The organism is Xanthomonas rydalmerensis (genome assembly GCF_033170385.1).
GTDB classification, from domain to species: Bacteria; Pseudomonadota; Gammaproteobacteria; order Xanthomonadales; family Xanthomonadaceae; genus Xanthomonas_A; species Xanthomonas_A rydalmerensis.
Genome location: NZ_CP126170.1, coordinates 918327 through 937247, shown reverse-complemented (window position 1 = coordinate 937247; position 18921 = coordinate 918327). Strand labels below are relative to the sequence as shown.

The following is an 18921-nucleotide window of genomic DNA, read 5'->3' as shown; positions in this document are numbered from 1 at the left end:
CGCAGCGGCCGCGGTGCCGCTCGCTCAGTAGCCGTGCACCGGACGGTGCGCCTTCACCGCCATCACCAGGCCCAGGCCGGCCAGCAGCGACACCGCCGAGGTGCCGCCGTAGCTCATCAGCGGCATCGGCACGCCGACCACCGGCAGCAGCCCGGAGATCATGCCGCCGTTGACCAGCACGTAGACGAAGAACGCCAGGCCGGTGGCACCGGCCAGCAGCCGCGAGAAGGTGTCGCGCGCCTGCGAGGCGATCCACAGACAGCGCCCGATCACGATCAGGTACAGGGTCAGCACCGTGGCCACGCCGATCCAGCCGAACTCTTCGCTGAGCACGGAGAACGCGAAATCGGTGGTCTGCTCGGGAATGAAGTTCAGGTGCGACTGCGAGCCCAGACCCCAGCCCTTGCCGTGCAGGCCGCCGGAGCCGATCGCGATCTTGGACTGGATGATGTTCCAGCCGGCGCCGAGCGCGTCGTTCTCCGGATTGAGGAACATCATGATGCGGTCCTTCTGGTAGGGCCGCAGCAGCCACAACCAGGCCACCGGCGCGGCCGCGGCGACGCCGCCGACCGCGATGCCCACCCACCACCACGGCAGGCCGGCCAGCAGCAGCACGAAGCCGCCGCTGGCGGCGATCAGCACGCCGGTACCGAAGTCCGGCTGCAGCATGATCAAGGCGGTGGGAATGCCGATGATCACCGCGCTGACCAGCACGGTCGGGATCCGCGGCGGCAGCGGCATGCGGTGCAGATACCAGGCCACCATCATCGGCATGCTGATCTTCAACAGCTCGGCCGGCTGCAGGTAGAACACCTTCAGGTCCAGCCACTGCCGCCCATACTTGCCGGTGCCCAGCACGAACACCGCCAACAGCGGCAGCATCGACAACGCGTAGATCATCGGTGTCCAGGCGCGCAGGCGCAGCGCCGACACCCGCGACAGGCCCCACATCGCCGCCGCACCGATCGCGAAGCGCGCGCCCTGCGCCATCACCAGGTGCATGCCGCCGGCGCTCTTGAGCACCGCCAGCCCCATCGCCATCAACGCGCCCAGCGCCAGGCACATGGGCCAGTCCAGGGTACGGGTGAAGCGGCCGCCGATCTCGACCAGCCAGCGCAGGAAATCCTTCATCGCTCGTCCGGAATTTCGTCGGGAATCGGCGGCGGCGCGGCCTGCAGCGGCACCGCCGCGGCGTCCACCTCGGCCTGGCCGATCAGCACCGGGCGCTCACCGGCGGCCAGCGCGACCGCATCGGCCGCGGCGCGCGAACCCGGATCCTCGGCGTAGTACAGGTGGCTGCCGAACGCGGTGGCGCCGCGCAGGCTGTCCAGCGGCTCCACGCCAGGCGGCAGCCGGCCGAGCAGCCAGGCGTCGAAGATCTTGCGCGCGATCGGCGCGGCGGTACTGGCGCCGTAGCCGCCGCCTTCCACCGCGATCGCCAGGGCGATGGTGGGCTTGTCGGCCGGCGCGAAGCCTTCGAACAGCGAGCGGTGGCGCAGGTGCATCGGCAGGCTGCGCGGATCGACCGCCGCCAGCCCCTTGCGGCTGACCACCTGCGCGGTACCGGTCTTGCCGGCCATCTCGTACGGCGCGCCGATGGCGATGGCATGGCCGCTGCCGCCCGGACGCATGGTGTCCATCATGCCTTCGCGCACCGCCTGCAGGTTGCTGGGGTTGTCGCTGATCGGCTTGCTCGTGCCCGGCTGTACCGGCGCCCACGGTTGGTCGAAGGCCTCGCGCGTGGCCATCACCAGGTGCGGCGTGCGCAGTTGCCCATCGGCGAGGCCGGCGACGCCGCGCACCAGTTGCAGCGGCGTCACCTTCCAGTCGCCCTGGCCGATGGCGATGTTGACCGTGTCGCCGGGGTACCAGGCTTCCTTGCGGCTCTTGGCCTTGTATGCCGGCGACGGCACGATGCCGCCGGTCTCGCCGACCAGGTCGATGCCGGTGGGCACGCCGAAGCCGTAGCGGCTCATGTACTGGTCGACCTTGGAGATGCCCATGTCGATGGCCAGCTTGTAGTAGTAGGTGTTCACCGACTGCGCGATCGACTTGCGCAGGTCGGTCCAGCCGTGGCCGCCGCGGTGCGAGTCGCCCCAGCCGCGGCTGACCCCGGGCAGGTAGAACATGCCGGTCGAGAGGATCTTGTCCTCCGGGCGGCGGGTGCCGCTGTCCAGGCCGGCCAGGCCCATGAACGGCTTGATGGTGGAGCCGGGCGCCACGCCGCCCAGCACCAGGCGGTTGAACTGCGGCCGCGACGGGTCGCTGTTGAGCGCCTGGAAATCGGCGTGGGAGATGCCGTTGACGAACAGGTTGGGGTCGTAGGACGGCAGGCTGACCATCGCCAGGATCTCGCCGGTGCGCGGATCGATGGCGATCGCCGAGCCCTGGTAGTCGCCGAAGGCGGCGACCATGGCCCGCTGCAGATCGGCGTCGATGGACAGGCGCAGGTCGGCGCCGGACTGCGCCGGCACCCGGCCGACGGTGCGGATCGCACGGCCCTGCACGTTGGTCTCGACCTGTTCGTAGCCGACCTTGCCGCGCAGCTGTTCCTCGTAATAGCGCTCCAGCCCGGACTTGCCGATGTGGGTCAACGCGGCATTGCCCTCGCCCAGCGTCTCCAGGTCCTTCTCGTCGATGCGGCCGACGTAGCCGATGATGTGCGCGAACAGGTCGCCGTAGGGGTAGTGCCGGGTCAGGTAGGGTTCCAGCTCCACGCCCGGGAAGCGCCAGCGGTCCACCGCGAAGCGTGCCCGTTCCTCTTCGCTGACGCGCAGCTTCAGGGTGATCGGGCGGAAGCTGCGGCTGGCCTTGCGTGCGGCCTGGAAGCGCTCGATGTCTTCCGGCGACAGCGCGATGACCTTGCCCAGCTCGGCCAGCAGGGCGTCCATGTCGGCGACCTTGTCCGGGGTCACGTCGAGCCGGAACGCGGGCACGTTCTCGGCCAGCAGGCGGCCGTTGCGGTCGTAGATCATGCCGCGCCCGGGCACCACCGGCCGCGGCTTGATGCGGTTGGCGTCGGAGCGGGTGGCGTAGACGTCGTGGTCCAGCACCTGCAGCTTGAAGTACCAGCCGCCCAGGCCCAGCAACGCCACCAGCACGCCGAGAAAGCCCAGCGCCGCGCGGCGCCGGAACTGCTCGGCCTCGGCGTGCGGGTTCTTCTGCGCGCGGCGCGGGTGCAAGGCCATGCTACTTGCTCCGCCGGCCCAGCCGCAGCGCGTCCAGCAGCACGAACAGCGGCGGCCACAGCGCCATGCCCAGCAGCGGCGCCCACCAGTAGTTCCACGGCAGCGTCGGCTCGCCGACCGCCAGATGCACCGCCGCGGCGACGATGCGGTCGTTGACCAGCAGGCCGCCGATCGCCAGCGCCTGCTGCGACATCGGGAAAAAGCGGATGCGCGCGCGGAAGCGCTGCAGGATGAAGCTCAGGATCACCAGGCGCAGCGCCTGCTCGCCCAGCACCCCGCCGTACAGCAGATCGGCGAGCACCCCGACCGCAAAGGCGAAGCCCAGCCCGACCTTGTCCGGCGTCTCGATCACCCAGTACGCCACCACCAGCGCCAGCCAGTACGGCCGCAACGGCTGCACCGCCAGCGGCAACGGCATCAGCCCCAACAACAGCGCCACGATCACGCTGACCGGCAACACCCAGCCTTTGCTGCGCAGGCGGCTCATTGGGTGGGCTCCTTTGGAGCCGGGATTGGGGATTGGGGATTGGGGATTGGGGAAGGCCCTGGCTGCTTGGGGGTTGCGGGCGCGGCCGCAGGCCGTGCACGCGATTGGTCACTGGTGGCCCGCGAAGGCGTCGCCTGCTGAGAGGAAGACACCGGCTGCGTGGTCGCCGCCGGCATTCCATGACCATCGCCGACGCCAGTAGCGCCGCTTTTCACCAATCCCGAATCCCCAATCCCCAATCCCGTTGCCGCGGCCGAAGGCCGCAGCAACAACACATCCCGCCCGCGGTCCAGCTTCGCCGCCGGCTTCAGTTCGCCGACCAGGAAGGCGTGGGTGTCGTCCGGGCGCAGGGCGGAGATGGTGCCGACCGGGAAGCCGGCCGGGAAGCGGCCGCCCAGGCCGGAGGTGACGATCTCATCGCCCACCTCGACGCCGGCGCTGAGCGGGATGTCGCGCAGCTCCAGGCTGCCGCCGCGGCCGTAGACGATCAGGCGCACGCCGTTGCGCGCCACCGTCACCGGCACCGCGTGGTCGGGGTCGGTCAGCAGCAGCACGGTGGAGTGCAGCGGGGTCACCGCGATCACCTGGCCCATCAGGCCGCCGGCATCGATCACCGCCTGGCCGACGTGCACGCCATCGCGGCTGCCGGCATCGAGCACCAGCCGCTGTCGGGTCGGGTCCAGGTCGATGTCCAGGATCGGCGCCAGCTGCACGTCCAGGCCGCGGCGCTCGGCCACGCCCAGCAGTTCGCGCAGCTGCGCGTTGTCCAGCGCCGCGGTCTGCAGCCGGGTCAGGCGCGCCTTGGCGATCAGCAGTTCGTTGCGCAACGCGCGATTTTCCTTGACCAGCTGCGCGTGGCTGGCCGCGTTCTCCTGCACCTGGGTGCCCAGCCGCCCCGGCAGGCCGGCCAGCGCCCAGATCGGCTGCACCAGCACCGTGGCCTGGCTGCGCAGGCGGGCCAGCCAGTCGGCCTGCGCGTCGAGCACGATCAGCACCAACGCCAGCGCCAGGTAGACCAGCAGGCGCGGCGTGCTGGCGGATTCGCCGGGGCGGGCGGTGACGGGAGGACCGGCGTAAGGAGGCACGGTTAAAGCCGGGATTGGGGAATCGGGAATGGGGAATCGGGAAGCAACGGCGCGTCCCCGGCGCGATCAGGCCGGGGCGCAGGCGGTGCGGTGGAGACGGGGCCGGCAGTGCGGAGGCGGAGGGGCCATTCTATTCCCCATTCCCGATTCCCCATTCCCGGCCTCACGCTCACTCCGGCGCGAAGAACTCGTTGCCGTGCATGTCCACCAGCTCCAGCGCACGGCCGCCGCCGCGGGCCACGCAGGTCAGCGGGTCGTCGGCGACCTGCACGTGCAGGCCGGTTTCCTCGGAGATCAGCCGGTCCAGGTCGCGCAGCAGCGCGCCGCCGCCGGTCAGCACGATGCCGCGCTCGGCGACGTCGGCGCACAGTTCCGGCGGGGTCTGCTCCAGGGCAAGCTTGACCGCCGAGACGATGCCCGACAGCGGCTCGTGCAGCGCTTCCAGCACTTCGTTGGAGTTGATCTTGATCATCTTCGGCACGCCCTCGGCGAGGTTGCGGCCGGAGATCTCCATCTCCTGCACCACCGCCTGCGGGTAGGCGCAGCCGATCTCCAGCTTGATCCGCTCGGCGGTGGCCTCGCCGATCAGCATGCCGTGGTTGCGGCGCACGTAGTTGGTGATCGACTCGTCGAAGCGGTCGCCGCCGATGCGCACCGACTGCGAATAGACGATGCCGTTCAGCGAAATGACCGCGACCTCGGTGGTACCGCCGCCGATGTCGATGACCATCGAGCCGCGCGCCTCGGTGACCGGCATGCCGGCGCCGATCGCCGCGGCCATCGGTTCCTCGATCAGGTACACGTCGCGGGCGCCGGCCTCCTCGGCCGATTCCTTGATCGCGCGGCGCTCCACCTGGGTGGAGCCGGCCGGCACGCACACCAGCACGCGCGGGCTGGGGCGCAGGAAGCGCGACTTGTGCACCTTCTTGATGAAGTGCTTCAGCATCGCCTCGGTGTAGGTGAAGTCGGCGATGACGCCGTCCTTCATCGGGCGGATGGTGGTGATGTGGCCGGGAGTACGGCCGAGCATCTGCTTGGCCTCGGCGCCGACCGCGGCCACCGAGCGGGTGCCGCCGATCGCCCGGTCCTGGCGTACCGCCACCACCGACGGTTCGTTCAGCACGATGCCCTGGCCACGCACGTAGATGAGGGTGTTGGCCGTGCCCAGATCGATGGACAGGTCGTTGGAGAACATGCCGCGGAGTTTCTTGAACATCGGGGGATTGGGTCCTGGGGCGCGCCGTCGCCAGAATGGCGAAAAAATGGGCAGAAAACGAAGTCCGCTAGCCTAGCAACCCGCCTGGGTACGGGCAAGGAAAATTCTCGCTAAAACCACGCGTTGCGTGGTATCGGCGAGATCGCGATGGATCGTGGTTCTGGCCCTGCCGGGCCGCAGCCGTTACCCTTTGCGCCGCGGCGACCCCGCCCTCGCCCGCCTGAATGCGGGCTCATTCCTCCGCCAAGGCCTGCCCGATGTCTGCACTGATCTGTGGTTCCCTCGCTTACGACACCATCATGGTGTTCCCGGACCAGTTCAAGAACCACATCCTGCCGGACAAGGTGCACATCCTGAACGTGTCGTTCCTGGTGCCGCGGATGCGCCGCGAATTCGGCGGCTGCGCCGGCAACATCGCCTACAACCTGCACCTGCTGGGCGGCAATCCGATCCCGATGGGCACCGTGGGCCAGGACTTCGGCCCGTACCGGGAGCATTTCCAGGCGCTGGGCATCGACCTGTCGCGGATCAAGGTGATCGACGAACTGTTCACCCCGCAGGCGTTCATCACCACCGACCACGACAACAACCAGATCACCGCCTTCCACCCCGGCGCGATGATGCGCAGCTACGAGAACCACGTGAAGGACGTGCCGGGCGTGACCCTGGGCCTGGTCGGCCCGGACGGGCGCGAGGGCATGATCCAGAACGCCGAGGAATTCAGCGCCGGCGGCGTGCCGTTCATCTTCGATCCGGGCCAGGCCATGCCGCTGTTCAACGGCCCGGAGCTGCGCCAGTTCATCGAGCAGGCCGACTACGTGGTGGTCAACGACTACGAGTCCAACCTGCTGCAGGAACGCACCGGCTGGGACGAGAAGGACATCGTCTCGCGCGTGCAGGCCTACATCACCACCCAGGGCCCGAAGGGCGCACTGGTGCACACCCCCGAGAAAACCTACGACATCCCGCCGGCGCACGAGCGCCGCGTGGTCGACCCGACCGGCTGCGGCGACGCCTTCCGCGCCGGCCTGATCTTCGGCATCCAGCGCGGCTGCGACTGGCTGACCATCGGCCGGATGGGCAATCTGATGGGCGCCCTGAAGGTCGAACACCCCGGCACCCAGAACCAGCGCTTCGACTTCGACGAGTTCAACGACCAGTTCAAGCAGCAGTTCGGTTACGCGCTGTAAGGCCGGGACACTGCCGGCGGATCCGGCAGCTTCGACCCCGGCCATCGCGCTTCCCGGTCGCTTACCCGACAGGCCGCCGTTCCACGACCGATTGTGATGCGGCATCCAGGCTTGTAACGCCGATCCGGGCGGGGCTAGACTCGGCCGCCCGCGTCGATGGAATGATCGGATGGAGACCGCGTCTCGCTGGACCACCAGGATCCTGGCCGCCGCACCGGCCCCGCGTGGATTGCTGCTTTCCCTGTGTTGTGCAGCGACCCTGTGCGCCTGCGGCAACGCCGCCCAGGCACCCGCGAGCGCGGCGCCCTCCGCGCGCCCGACCGCCCCCGCGCCTGCGGCGAACGGCCCAACGACCCCTACTGCGACACAGGGTGCGACGGCCGCGCAAGTGCCCGCCGGCCACTATGCCACCCAGCCCGGCTGGGGCCAGCTGACCGTGCAGCCCGATGCACGCTTCACCCTGGAAACGCAGAATGTCGATGCCGGTTGCAGCTTCAGCGGCACGCTGCACGGAACCCAGGGCGCGGTCGACGACGGCACCTGCACGCTGCAGATCGCACCCAACGCAAACGGCGTGGCGGTGGCCGCCGCGGCCGGTGCGGAGAGCACGTGCCGGGAGTACTGCGGCGGCAACGGCAGCTTCGTAGGCGACTATCTGAAACAGGCTGCGACCTGCGCGCCGGAAGCCATGCAGCGCACGCGCAAGGCCTTCCAGGCATCCTACGATCGCAAGGACTATGCGGCTGCCGAAGTGGCGCTTGCGCCGCTCTACCGCGACTGTGTGGCGGCCCTGAACTTCAGCGACGCCGGTGCGATCCGCAACGACTACGCCCTGACCCAGCACAAGCTCGGCGACGATGCCGGATGCCGGCAGACGCTGGCGCCCTACAAAGACGACGCCAAGCGCAGCGACGACGCCATCAGCGATGGCATGACGCCTGCCCTCGTCGACGACTACCTCGGTGTGATCCGCGCCGCCCGCACCAACCTCAAGCTCTGCGGAGAGGGCCTAGGCTAACGCGGAACCGATGGCCGCCACAGCCATCGATTTGCTGCACTGCGGGTTGAGCATGGACCCCGTTTGTGCGTCACTTGCGTCAGGGGCCCCCTGGGGGGACGAGAGCGCGCCCATGTCCGAGTCGACTGTCGCCAACCTCGCGCACGCCGCTGTCGCACCCGTGCAGGACGCCGACTGTGCGCCGCTCGCGCGTATGCGCCAGTTTCGCCAGATCGAGACCTTGCCACCCGCCCTGGCGCGCTCGTGGCGGCGCTGCCTCGACGACTACGGCCTGGATCCGGACACCCATCCCTCGCCGATGGTCCACGACAACGGCGAGTTGCGCGAGCGCCAACAGCGGCTGGAGGCGCTGCTGCGCATCGCCAAGGTGGAGATGGAGAATCTCTACGAGCAGATCGCCGGCGGCAGCTATGCGGTGGTGTTCGCCGACACCGAGGCCACCGTGCTGCACAGCGTGCAGGATCCGGCGCTGCTGCGTGCGTTCCGCGAAACCGGGCTGTTCTGCGGCGCCAGTTGGGCCGAACGCTACCAGGGCACCAACGGCATCGGCACCTGCGCGGTCGAGGGCAGCGCGCTGAGCGTGCACCGTGGCGAACATTATCTGGAGCGGCATCTGCCGCTCTCGTGCAGCGGCGCGCCGATCCTGGATCCGCAAGGCAACTTGCTGGCGGTGCTGGACGCGTCCACGCCCGACGCGCGCGACACCAGGCTGGTGCAGTGCCATACCGGCGCATTGGTGCGCATGTCGGCGGCGCAGATCGCCCGCGCGTACTTCCTGGAGCAGTACCGGCATGCGTGGATCCTGCGCTTCCATAGCCGCCCGGAGTTCGCCGGGTTGCTGCACGAGGCGCTGATCGCAGTCGGCGCCGACGGCCGCGTACTCGCGGTCAACGAGGCGACGCTGGAACAGCTGGGCAAGCCCGACCGCTCGCCGCTGGTCGGGCGCGATATCGCCCAGGTGATGCAACTGGATTTCGATACGCTGGAGCAGCGCGCGCGCAACGACGCCAGCACCCTGTGGTCGATCCGTTGCGCCTGCCACGGCCGCCGCTTCTTCGCCCTGGCGCAGCCGCCACGCGCGCGCAGCACTGCCGGCCGCACGCGCGCCGCGGGCGAGGATGGCCAGGCCGCGCGCGCCAACGACCATGTCGGCTCCGATCCGCGCATGCTGCACAACCTGGACAACGCGCTGAAGCTGGCCAAACACCGCGTGTCGATCCTGCTGTGCGGGGCCACCGGCACCGGCAAGGAAGAGTTCGCCAAGGCGGTGCACCGCAGCTCGCCCTGGGCCGACCGGCCGTTCGTTGCGGTGAACTGCGCGGCGATTCCGGAAGCGCTGATCGAGAGCGAACTGTTCGGCTATGCGCGCGGCGCCTTCACCGATGCCGCGCGCGAGGGACGCCACGGCAAGCTGCTGCAGGCCAGCGGCGGCACCTTGTTCCTGGACGAGATCGGCGACATGCCGCTGCCCTTGCAGACGCGCCTGCTGCGCGTGCTGGAGGACCAGAGCGTGACGCCATTGGGCAGCGACCGCGCGATGCCGCTGGAACTGCATGTGATCAGTGCCAGCCACCGCGACCTGGCGCAGATGGTCGGCAGCGGCGGCTTCCGCGAAGACCTGTACTACCGCCTCAACGGCGTGGTGCTGCACCTGCCGCCGTTGCGTGAGCGCAGCGACAAGGCCGAACTGATCCGCACCCTGTTGCGCGAAGAGAGCGGCGAGCAGCCGGTGCGCATCAGCGAGGATGCCCTGCACAAGCTGCTCAGCTATGCCTGGCCCGGCAACCTGCGGCAGTTGCGCAACGTGCTGCGCACCGCCGCGGTGCTGTGCGCCGATGGCGTCATCCGCATTCCCAACCTGCCGCAGGAGATCGTCGACGCCGACAGTGGGCCGTGCCTGCTCGGCGACGATGCGCACGCCGCCGACGGCGTGCCTGGCCGTGTAGCCCTGGACAGCGCCGAACGCAGCGTGCTACAGCAACAGCTCGAGCGTCATCGCTGGAACGTCAGCCGTACCGCCGATGCGCTGGGCATCAGCCGCAACACCTTGTATCGCAAGCTGCGCAAGCATGGGTTGGCGACGGTGAGCTGAGGAGGACTTACACGTTGCGGGTCTTGCCTGCGAGTTGCGAATGAAGCCTTGCCTGTTATGTTTTGCCAAGCAGCTGGCGCTACGATTGCCACGGGAAACGCAAGTCCCAACCTCTGAGGAGGCTGGATGATGCCTGGCTTCGATGTCGCGACTGAAGTCGCTCCTTGTATCTGGACCTGGCGCCCTTAAACAGGCGTCATGTCTTCCGACTGATCATCGGAGGAGGTGTGGGAAGTCCAGTCGCTCCTGAAGCTTCGAGCTTGCATCGTAGATCGGCTCCCCTCTCCACATGCTGGCCCTTGTGGGTCCGAACGGTATCCAGAGTCCGCCCCCGGCGTGAACTCGCATCGACAAGGCAGGACCGGGCCCAGCGCCGATCATGACCCTGACACGATGGAGGAATCGCGTATGTCTCCCGTCATCGGCATCGACGTCGCCAAACGCAGTTTCGATGTGGCCAGCGAGCTGACCAATGGCAAGCACCGTACCAAGGCCAAGTTGTCCAACGATGCCAAGGGCTTCCAGGCCCTGCAGGCATGGCTGCAGACGCATGCGCAGCCCGATAGCTGGATCGCCATGGAGGCCACTGGCACCTACCACCAGGCACTGGCCGAGTTCCTCCACGCACGAGGCTATCGGGTGTGCGTGCTCAACCCGGCGCAGACGGCCGCGTACGCACGCAGCCAGCTCAGCCGGGTCAAGACCGATCGCAGCGATGCCAAGCTGATCGCCAGCTATGCCCTGCGTCACCGCGAGCAGTTACGCCGTTGGCACCCTGATCCGCCGGCGCTCAAGCAACTCAAGGCACTGGTGCGCCGGCGCCAGGACTTGCAACAGATGCTGCAGATGGAGCACAACCGGCTGGACGTCGCTCCGGCCCAGGTGAAGGACTCGATCCAGGTCCATCTGGCCGATCTGCAACATCACATTGCCCAGATCGAGCAGGCCATCGATGACCATATCGACCAGGATCCGACCTTGCGGGGGCAGCGCGAGTTACTGGTGAGCATCCAGGGCATCGCCGACACCAGTGCGGCCTTGATGCTGGCCGAGCTTGGCGATGTGAGGCGCTTTGCCGATGCCTCGGCGGTGACCGCCTTCGCCGGCCTGAATCCGTGCCTGCAGGAGTCGGGCGACCGCAAAGGCCATGTCTGCATCTCGCGCACCGGCTCGCCCCGCCTGCGCGCGGGCCTGTTCATGCCGGCCCTGGTGGCCATGACCCACAACCCGGTCATCCGGGCGCTGAAACAGCGGCTAAGCGAACGCGGCAAAGCCGGCAAGCAGATCGTGTGCGCCGCTATGCGCAAGCTCCTGCACCTCGCCTATGGCGTCCTCAAATCGGGCACCGCGTTCGACCCGAAAAGGGGTCTTGTCTGCTAGGGGGTAAGACGGTATCTACGACAACAGCCGGCGAATCGATTGGGCGACACAACCTGTGGGAGGCACTTCAGTCCCGACTGCTATCGGAGCCAGATAGGTTCTGGCTCCGAGGTCGCGGCTGAAGCCGCTCCTACATGGGTTTCGCGCTTGGTACCGGCGCAGCGTTTCCTGTAGGAGCGGCTTCAGCCGCGACGGTCACCGGAGCCTAGCGGCTCGCGGCCACGGTAAGGCAAATGGCACGAAGTCCATCAGCGCCGACGCCAACCACGCGACGCGCGCTAGAAGCGCCAGCGCAAACCGACCTGGTATTGCCGCGGGGCGCCAGGCGCGACGAAGCGCGAGGGGCCGTCTTCGACCGCGGCGTCCTGCGGGCGTGCCAGTGCGCCGCCCGGGAACAGATCCTCGGCGATCGCCGCGTAGGTCTCATAGCGGCGGTCGAAGACGTTGTTGATCCGCAGGTACAGCGACAACCCGTCGGCCAGTTCCCAGGTGCCGTGCAGGTCGAGCAAGGCATAGCCGCCGGTGGACAGGTCGTGGCGCGCGGGCGCCTCGCCGTCCTCGGGATCCTCGACCAGGCCGTCCTCGTTGCCGCTGGCCACGCGCCGCGACACCGCGCGCAGGTCCGCGCCCAGCGACAATTGCGCCAGCGCCTGCCAGTCCATGCCCAGCTTCAGCGTGCTGCGCGGCAGGCCGGCGATGCGCGTGCCCGGACGCAATGTCACCGTGCGCTCGCCCGACAGCAATTCGCCGGCACTGCGGTAGGTGGCGTCCAGATAGCTGTAACCAGCGAACCAGCGCAGCGCGCCGTGGCTGCCGCGGTAGCTGAGGTCGGCGCCCTGGTAGCGGGTACGGCCGACGTTGTCGAAATAGCCCTGCTGGGAATTGGGCGCGCGCAGGAACAGGATGTCGTCGCGGTTGTCGGCGCGGTACAGCGAGGCGTTCAGCGTCTGCGCCGGCGACGGATTCCAGCGCAGGCCGACCTCGTAGGTGCGCGAGACGATCTGCTCCAGGCGCGGGTCGGCCTGCAGCCCGGTCGGCAGCCGGCACGGTTGTTCCGGGTCGGCGCAGCCGAGTTCGATCGCAGTCGGCGCGCGGCTGTTCTGCGAGGCCGACGCGAACGCGGTGAAGCCGCTGCCCAGGCGCTGGGTGATGCCCAGCGAGGGATTGGCCTTGGCGAACACGAAGCGTTCGCGCGGCAGCACGCCATCGTCGCCGGTGGACAAGGTATTGGCGACGGCGACGCGGTTCCAGCGCAGCGCGGCGTTGAGGTGGGTGGCCTCGCCCAGTTCCCAGGTATCGGCAGCGAACAGGCCCAGGGTGCTGCTGCGGCCGTCGACGCCGGAGAAGAACGCCCGCTCCTCGCCCGGATCGGCGACCACCGACCGGTCGTCCTGCACGAACGCGTCCTGCTCGTACTGGCGGTAGCGCACGCGGTTGCGGTCGTAGGTGGCACCGATGCTCAGCGCATGCGCGCCGGCCTGGTGGCTGAAGTTCAGCGCCAGGCCCTCGGCGTGCTGGCGCATCTGCGTGGTGTTGAGCACGCCGCTGTGCAGCGCGTCGGCATCGGCGCGCGAGACCGTGCAGCCCGCATCCCGCGGCGTGCCGTCGGCGGCGTAGCCGTCGGCGCAGTCGTCGACGAATGCCTCGTAATCGTCGTTGATGTCGCCATTGACGGTGTCGCGGCGGCCCTGGCGGTAGTAGGCCAGCAGGTGCAGCGCAGTGCGTTCGTCGAAGCGATGGTCGAACTGCCCGGTCAGCAGCGTGTTGCGGTTGCGGGTCAGGTCCGGCGAGGTGTAGACCGCGGCGCGGTCCGCCTCGTACAACCCGGGCTCGGTGCCATCGTCGGTGTAGCGATGGCTGGGCAGCAGGCCATTGCCGACCAGGCGGCTGCGCCCGTGCAGCAGCGACACGTCCCAGTCCGTGCTGTCGCCCTGCCGGCCAAGCTTGCCGAACACGGTGCCCAGGCGGCCGGCGGAGGCGTCGCGCCAGCCGTTCTCGTCGAAGCCGGTGACCGCGACGAAGGCATGCAGGCCGTCGCGGCCGGCGTAGCCGTACGACGCATCCAGGCGCTTGCGCGCGCCGCTGCCCACCGACAGGTCGGCGCGCACGCCCGGTGCGGTCAGGCCGGACTGGGTGGTGAAGGCCAGCGCGCCGCCCAGCGTGTTGGGACCGAACAGCGGGTTGGAACCCGGCATCAGCGCCACGCTGCGGATCGCCGCCTCCGGCATCATGTCCCAACTGACGATGTCGGCGAACGGCTCGTTCATGCGCACGCCGTCCAGGTACACCGACACGCCCTGCGAGGCGCCCGGCAGCGCCGAGGCGCGGAAGCCGCGGAAGGTCAGATCGGTCTGGAACGGGCTGCCCTGCACCTCGTTGGTGTCCACGCCGTTCATCTCGCGCAGCAGGAAGTCGGTGAGGTTGCCGGCCTGGCTACGCGCGATGTCGTCGGCATTGGCGGTCTGCACCGTGTACGGCAACAGGTCGGCATCGATGAGCGTGCCGGGAATCGGCGTGGCGGTGACCTCGACCCGGTCCAGCGCGGTGATCTGCGCATCGTCGGCGTTGACCGTGGTTTGCGCGCGCGCGGGTGCGGCGAGCAGGCCGATGGCGGTGGCGACGGCCAGCGCGAGCAGGTTTGCCGACGGGAGGCTGCGTCCGTGGATGCGGGTCATGCCAACTCCTTGCGTGTCAGTAAAGAACGATCGATTTGATGCCACGGCCGGCGCGCATGGTCTCGAAGCCGCGATTGATGTGGTCCAGCGGCAGGGTTTCGCTGATCAGTTCGTCGATGCGGATCTCGCCGGCCAGGTAGCGCTCGGCGTACGCGGGCAATTCGCTGCGGCCCTTGACCCCGCCGAACGCGCTGCCGCGCCAGGCGCGGCCGGTGACCAGTTGCAGCGGCCGGGTGCTGATCTCCTGCGCGCTCGGCGCCACGCCGAGGATGATGCTTTCGCCCCAGCCCTTGTGGCAGCACTCCAGCGCCGCGCGCATCGCGCGCACATCGCCCACGCAGGCGAAACTGTGGTCCGCGCCGCCGTCGGTGAGGTCGACGATGACCTGCTGCACCGGTGCGCCGAAATCCTTCGGGTCCAGGCAGTCGGTGGCGCCCAGCGCGCGCGCCAGCGGGAACTTGTCGCGGTTGATGTCGACCACGATGATGCGTTCGGCGCGCGCCATCACCGCGCCCTGCACCACCGACAGGCCGATGCCGCCGAGCCCGAATACCGCCACGCTCTCGCCCGGACGCACCCGCGCGGTGTTGAGCACCGCGCCGATGCCGGTGGTGACCGTGCAGCCGAGCAGGCAGACCTTGTCCAGCGGCGCGGCCGGATGGATCCTGGCCACCGCGATCTCCGGCAGCACGGTGTATTCGGCAAAGGTGCTGGTGCCCATGTAGTGCAGCAGCGGGCGCCCGTGCAGCGAGAAGCGGCTGCTGCCGTCGGGCATCAGCCCGCGCTCCTGGCTGCTGCGGATCGCCTGGCACAGGTTGGTGCGGTTGGAACGGCAGTACTTGCACACGCCGCATTCGGGCATGTACAGCGGGATCACGTGATCGCCCGGACGCACGCTGCTGACGCCGATACCGATCTCCTCGACCACGCCGGCGCCTTCCTGGCCCAGGATCACCGGGAACGCCGCCTCGGCATCGACGCCGGACAAGGCGATCTCGTCGCTGTGGCAGATGCCGCTGGCGACCATGCGCACCAGCACCTCGCCGGCCTTGGGCGGCTGCAGATCCACCTCCTCGATGGCCAGCGGCTGGTTCGCCGCCCAGGCGACCGCGGCTCGCGTCTTCATTCCGGCTCTCCCCGCCTCCCCGTCGCGGCGCCCGCTGGCGCCGCTCGCCTCACGTCATTGCGCCACGACCACACCCCATGGCATCTCGCCCACCGCGATCTGCTTGATCTCCTTCATCGCCGCCGTGTCGATCACGCTGACGCTGTTGGAACGGCCGTTGGCCACGTACAGCTTCTTGCCGTCCGCACTCAGCGCCGGATTCCACGGGCGCTGCCCGACCGGGATCTGCGCCAACGCACGGCGCGCGGCCGGGTCGATCACGCTGACCGTGCCGGCACCGTTGGACGCGTACACGCGGCTGCCGTCGCGGGCGATGGCGATGCCGGCGGTACGCTGCCCCGCCTGGATGCTGGCCACGCGCTTGCGTGCGGCCAGGTCGATCACGTCGACCACGTTGGCCGCTTCCTGCGCCACATAGGCCGTCTTGCCGTCGGGCGCGAACGCCATGCCGCGCGGATGCCCGCTGGTGGCGATGACGCCGGTGGAGGTACCGGCCTTCACGTCGATCACGTCCAGGTCGTTGGAGCCTTCGTTGCTGGTCAGCAACAGCGCGCCGTCCGGGGTGTAGACGCAATGTTCCGGGGCCTGGCCGCGGGTGGCGATGTGCGCGCCGATCGCGAAACTGGCCGGATCGATCAGCATCACCTGGTTCTGCCCTTCCACGCACACCGCCAGCTGGCGGCCATCCGGCGCCACGGCGACGCCTTCGGCGTTCTCGCCGATGTCGACGCTGCGCAGCACGCGGTCCTGCACGGTATCCAGTTCCAGCAGGCGATGACCCTGCGCGTCGATGACGTACAGATGCCCGGCCGGTCCCGGCACCACCTGCTGCAGACGCTTGCCGAGCTGGCCCTGCGCCGACAGCGTGCGCACCACGCGATCGCTGCCGGTGTCAATCACCGAGATGGTGCCGCTGCGCTGGTTCGGCACGTAGGCCAGGGCCGCGGCGCTGGTCGCAGGCGCGGGCGCCGCGGCATCGTTGCCTGCGGCCGGTGCCGACGTGCGCTGGCAGGCCGCGGCGAACAGCGACAGCGCGACGACGGCGGACAGACGCCACGCGTTCCTCATTGCGTGGCGCCTGCCGTCTTGTTGATGGAATGGATGAAGGCCAGCAGCTTCTCGGTATCGCCCGGCTTGAGCACCGGCCCGAACGGCGGCATCTGCCCGACCACCTTCTCGTGGCCGATCCGGGTCTTGCCGTGCGCGGTCATGCCGGCGGTGCCTTCGGTGATCAGCGCGCGCAAGGTGTCGTCATCGTTGCCATACACCCAGATATCGTTGGTCAGCGGCGGGCACATGCCACCACCACCGGTGCCGCCGTGGCAGGCGGTGCAGCCGGCGGAGTTGAAGATCGCCTTGCCTTCGGCGACCAGCTCCGGGGTGACCTTGACCGGCGGCCCCTTCGGAATCGGCGTCACCGCCGCAGCGGGTGCCGGTGCGGCGGCGGCGGGCGCGGGCGCGGCTGCCGCCGGTGCGGAGGCCGCGGCAGGCGCGGCCGGTGCAGGCGTGGCCGCCGGCGCGGGTGGCGTTTCCTGCTTGCCGCAGGCGGCCAGCAGCAGGAGCGAGGCGAACAGGGACAGGGGCAGCAGCGCGGAGACGGCGCGACGACGGATGGAAGCAGGACGCATGGGGACAACACCTTTGCGGAATGCACGATGGGAAGAGCAGGCCGCGCGAGCGGCATGTGCGGGACGACAGGAAGCGGTCATTGCGTGCGTCTGTGCTGGGCCTCCGTCAGCAGGTGGGCGAGTTCGGCATTGCCGCGCTGCTGGGCCAGCGCCGCCGGGGTCTTGCCATCGGCATCGCGCGTATCGGCGCTGGCGCCGGCGGCGAGCAGGCGCCGGGCGCTGTCCTCGCGCCCGGCCGCGGCGGCCAGCATCAACGGCGTGACGCCGGCGCGGTTCGCACGGTCGGCGTCGGCGCCGCGCTTGAGCAGCAGGTCGAGGATCTTCGGATCGTTGCGCGCCACCGCGAACATCACCGGAGTGAAGCCGGCCGGGTTGGCGCGACGCACGCTGGCGCCAGCGTCGAGCAATGCCTGCACCAGGTCGGCATCGGCGTAGGAGATCGCCAGGTCCAGCGGCGTCCAGCCATCGGTGGACACCGCATCGACCTTGGCGCCATGCGCCAGCAACTGCGCGGCGCTCTTGCCGTCGTTGGACCAGGCCGCCTTCATCAGCGGCGTCCAGCCACTGCTGTCGTGGCTTTCGACCTTGGCACCGGCCGCCAGCAGCTCGCCGACCAGCAGTGGCGCCTGGTTGCGGATCGCCTGCTGCAGCGGCGGCTCGCCGAGCAGGTTGGGTTTGTCGGCGCTGGCGCCATGGCGCAGCAGCCAGGCCACGCGCACGCCGTCGCCGGCATCCAGCGCGTGCGCCAGTTCCTCGTTGGGATCGGCACCGCCGGCGATGCGCAACTGCAGTTGCGCCAGCATGTCCGACGAGGCCTGCGCGCTCGGCGTGTCGTCCTGGTCGGCGGGCGCCGCATAGGGGCCGTGCGAGCGCAGGTCGCCGGCGACGATGCAATCGGCGCAGGCCACCAGCGGCACGTGGTAGTCGCGCAGGATCGCGTCGATCTTGCCGGCGCTGCGCTGCATCGCCTCATTCAGCGCATCGCGCAGTGCCGCGTTCTTGCGCGACACCGCCCACGCCATCGAATACTCCAGCACCTCGTTGTCGATGACGTTCAACGGCACCACGCCGAGGCCGCCGCGCGCGGCGTAGTAGCCGGCCACGGGGCCCCAGGATTCGGCGGCATCGAGCTTGCCGGCGGCGACCTGCTCGGCGAGCTTGCCGGGATGCTCCTGCGGCGCGCTGGCCGAGTCGTAGAACAGGTACTGCACCTCGCCCTGCACGCCATGGTCGAACAGCGCCTGCCGCGCCGGCGAACTCTGGAACACGCCGACCTTGAGTTTCTTCAACGCCGGATCGTCCAGCGAGGCCGGGCGCAGTGCCAGGCCCTTGCGGGTGACCAGCACATAGGTGGAGCGATACAGCGGGCGCGTGGGCAGGCCCATCTCGAAATCGCTGTTCATGTCCATCAGCACGTCGCAACGCCCGGCGTTGATCGTGCTGCGCGCCAGGCCGCGCTGGTAATAGCTGCGCCATTCGTACTCCAGGCGCCGGCCCATCTCCGCGGCCACCACCTGCGCGATCTTGTTCTGGAACCCCTCGCCTGCGCGATCGGACAACGGCATGTTGCCGGGATCGGCGCAAACCCGCAGCACCGGTGCATTGGCCGGCAGCGTGGCGGCAGGCGCGGCGGAGGCCGGCGCCGCAGTGGCGGCTGGGGCAGCAGTGGCGGCTGGGGCAGCAGGAGCGCGAGCCGTCGCGGACGACGGCTCGCGCGTGCAACCTGCGGCGACGAGTCCGAGGCTGCACAACAGCAACACGGCGCGCGCGCCCGCAGGCAGGCGCCACGAGCCGGGCGCCATGCGGCACCCGCTCGTACCCTGGACGCGGCGCCGC

General features: G+C 69.4%; 14 protein-coding genes. 4 read left to right on the top strand and 10 right to left on the bottom strand.

Features of this window, described 5'->3' with window-relative positions:
- Positions 1–24 precede the first annotated feature (24 nt).
- The 5 genes from rodA to QN245_RS03950 form a co-directional block, all read right to left on the bottom strand.
- A complete protein-coding gene (gene rodA / locus QN245_RS03970; RefSeq protein ID WP_160966739.1) occupies positions 25–1131 on the bottom strand; it encodes a rod shape-determining protein RodA in 1107 nt (368 codons plus the stop codon).
- Complete coding sequence (mrdA, locus tag QN245_RS03965; protein WP_160966737.1) at positions 1128–3188, bottom strand: penicillin-binding protein 2; 2061 nt, start codon at positions 3186–3188, stop codon at positions 1128–1130. Before mrdA ends, rodA begins: the two co-directional genes overlap by 4 nt.
- 1 nt (position 3189) lies before the next feature.
- Positions 3190–3675 (bottom strand): rod shape-determining protein MreD, encoded by a 486-nt coding sequence (gene mreD, locus QN245_RS03960; protein ID WP_048491037.1) that lies wholly within the window; start codon positions 3673–3675, stop codon positions 3190–3192.
- Complete coding sequence (gene mreC / locus QN245_RS03955) at positions 3672–4760, bottom strand: rod shape-determining protein MreC (RefSeq protein WP_184447198.1); 1089 nt, start codon at positions 4758–4760, stop codon at positions 3672–3674. Before mreC ends, mreD begins: the two co-directional genes overlap by 4 nt.
- A gap of 169 nt (positions 4761–4929) precedes the next feature.
- On the bottom strand, positions 4930–5976 hold the full coding sequence (locus QN245_RS03950; protein WP_010343692.1) for a rod shape-determining protein: 1047 nt from the start codon (positions 5974–5976) through the stop codon (positions 4930–4932).
- 257 nt (positions 5977–6233) lie between these two features.
- On the opposite strand from QN245_RS03950, the gene QN245_RS03945 reads away from it, so the two are divergent.
- From QN245_RS03945 to QN245_RS03930, 4 genes are all read left to right on the top strand, one after another.
- Entirely contained in the window at positions 6234–7166 is a 933-nt protein-coding gene (locus QN245_RS03945) for a carbohydrate kinase family protein (protein WP_184447199.1), read from the top strand.
- A gap of 505 nt (positions 7167–7671) precedes the next feature.
- Positions 7672–8184 carry a hypothetical protein gene (locus tag QN245_RS03940; RefSeq protein WP_317845300.1) on the top strand — a complete coding sequence of 171 codons (513 nt, stop codon included), beginning with the start codon at positions 7672–7674 and terminating at the stop codon, positions 8182–8184.
- Between the two features lie 112 nt (positions 8185–8296).
- The gene (locus tag QN245_RS03935; RefSeq protein WP_160970806.1) at positions 8297–10276 is read left to right on the top strand and encodes a sigma-54-dependent Fis family transcriptional regulator; all 1980 of its coding nucleotides are present in this window, start codon (positions 8297–8299) and stop codon (positions 10274–10276) included.
- A 408-nt stretch (positions 10277–10684) separates the two neighbouring features.
- Positions 10685–11656, top strand: coding sequence for an IS110 family RNA-guided transposase (locus tag QN245_RS03930; RefSeq protein ID WP_317844619.1), 972 nt, complete (start codon positions 10685–10687; stop codon positions 11654–11656).
- A gap of 278 nt (positions 11657–11934) precedes the next feature.
- Here QN245_RS03930 and QN245_RS03925 read toward each other — a convergent pair whose 3' ends face one another.
- The 5 genes from QN245_RS03925 to QN245_RS03905 form a co-directional block, all read right to left on the bottom strand.
- A complete protein-coding gene (locus tag QN245_RS03925) occupies positions 11935–14331 on the bottom strand; it encodes a TonB-dependent receptor (RefSeq protein WP_317844618.1) in 2397 nt (798 codons plus the stop codon).
- Positions 14332–14347: 16 nt separating this feature from the next.
- Positions 14348–15457, bottom strand: coding sequence for an S-(hydroxymethyl)glutathione dehydrogenase/class III alcohol dehydrogenase (locus QN245_RS03920; RefSeq protein ID WP_184447202.1), 1110 nt, complete (start codon positions 15455–15457; stop codon positions 14348–14350).
- Between the two features lie 54 nt (positions 15458–15511).
- A complete protein-coding gene (locus tag QN245_RS03915) occupies positions 15512–16525 on the bottom strand; it encodes a beta-propeller fold lactonase family protein (protein ID WP_184645954.1) in 1014 nt (337 codons plus the stop codon).
- Positions 16522–17085 (bottom strand): c-type cytochrome, encoded by a 564-nt coding sequence (locus QN245_RS03910; protein ID WP_317844617.1) that lies wholly within the window; start codon positions 17083–17085, stop codon positions 16522–16524. Before QN245_RS03910 ends, QN245_RS03915 begins: the two co-directional genes overlap by 4 nt.
- 77 nt (positions 17086–17162) lie before the next feature.
- Positions 17163–18887 (bottom strand): quinoprotein dehydrogenase-associated putative ABC transporter substrate-binding protein, encoded by a 1725-nt coding sequence (locus tag QN245_RS03905; RefSeq protein WP_317844616.1) that lies wholly within the window; start codon positions 18885–18887, stop codon positions 17163–17165.
- Positions 18888–18921 lie beyond the last annotated feature (34 nt).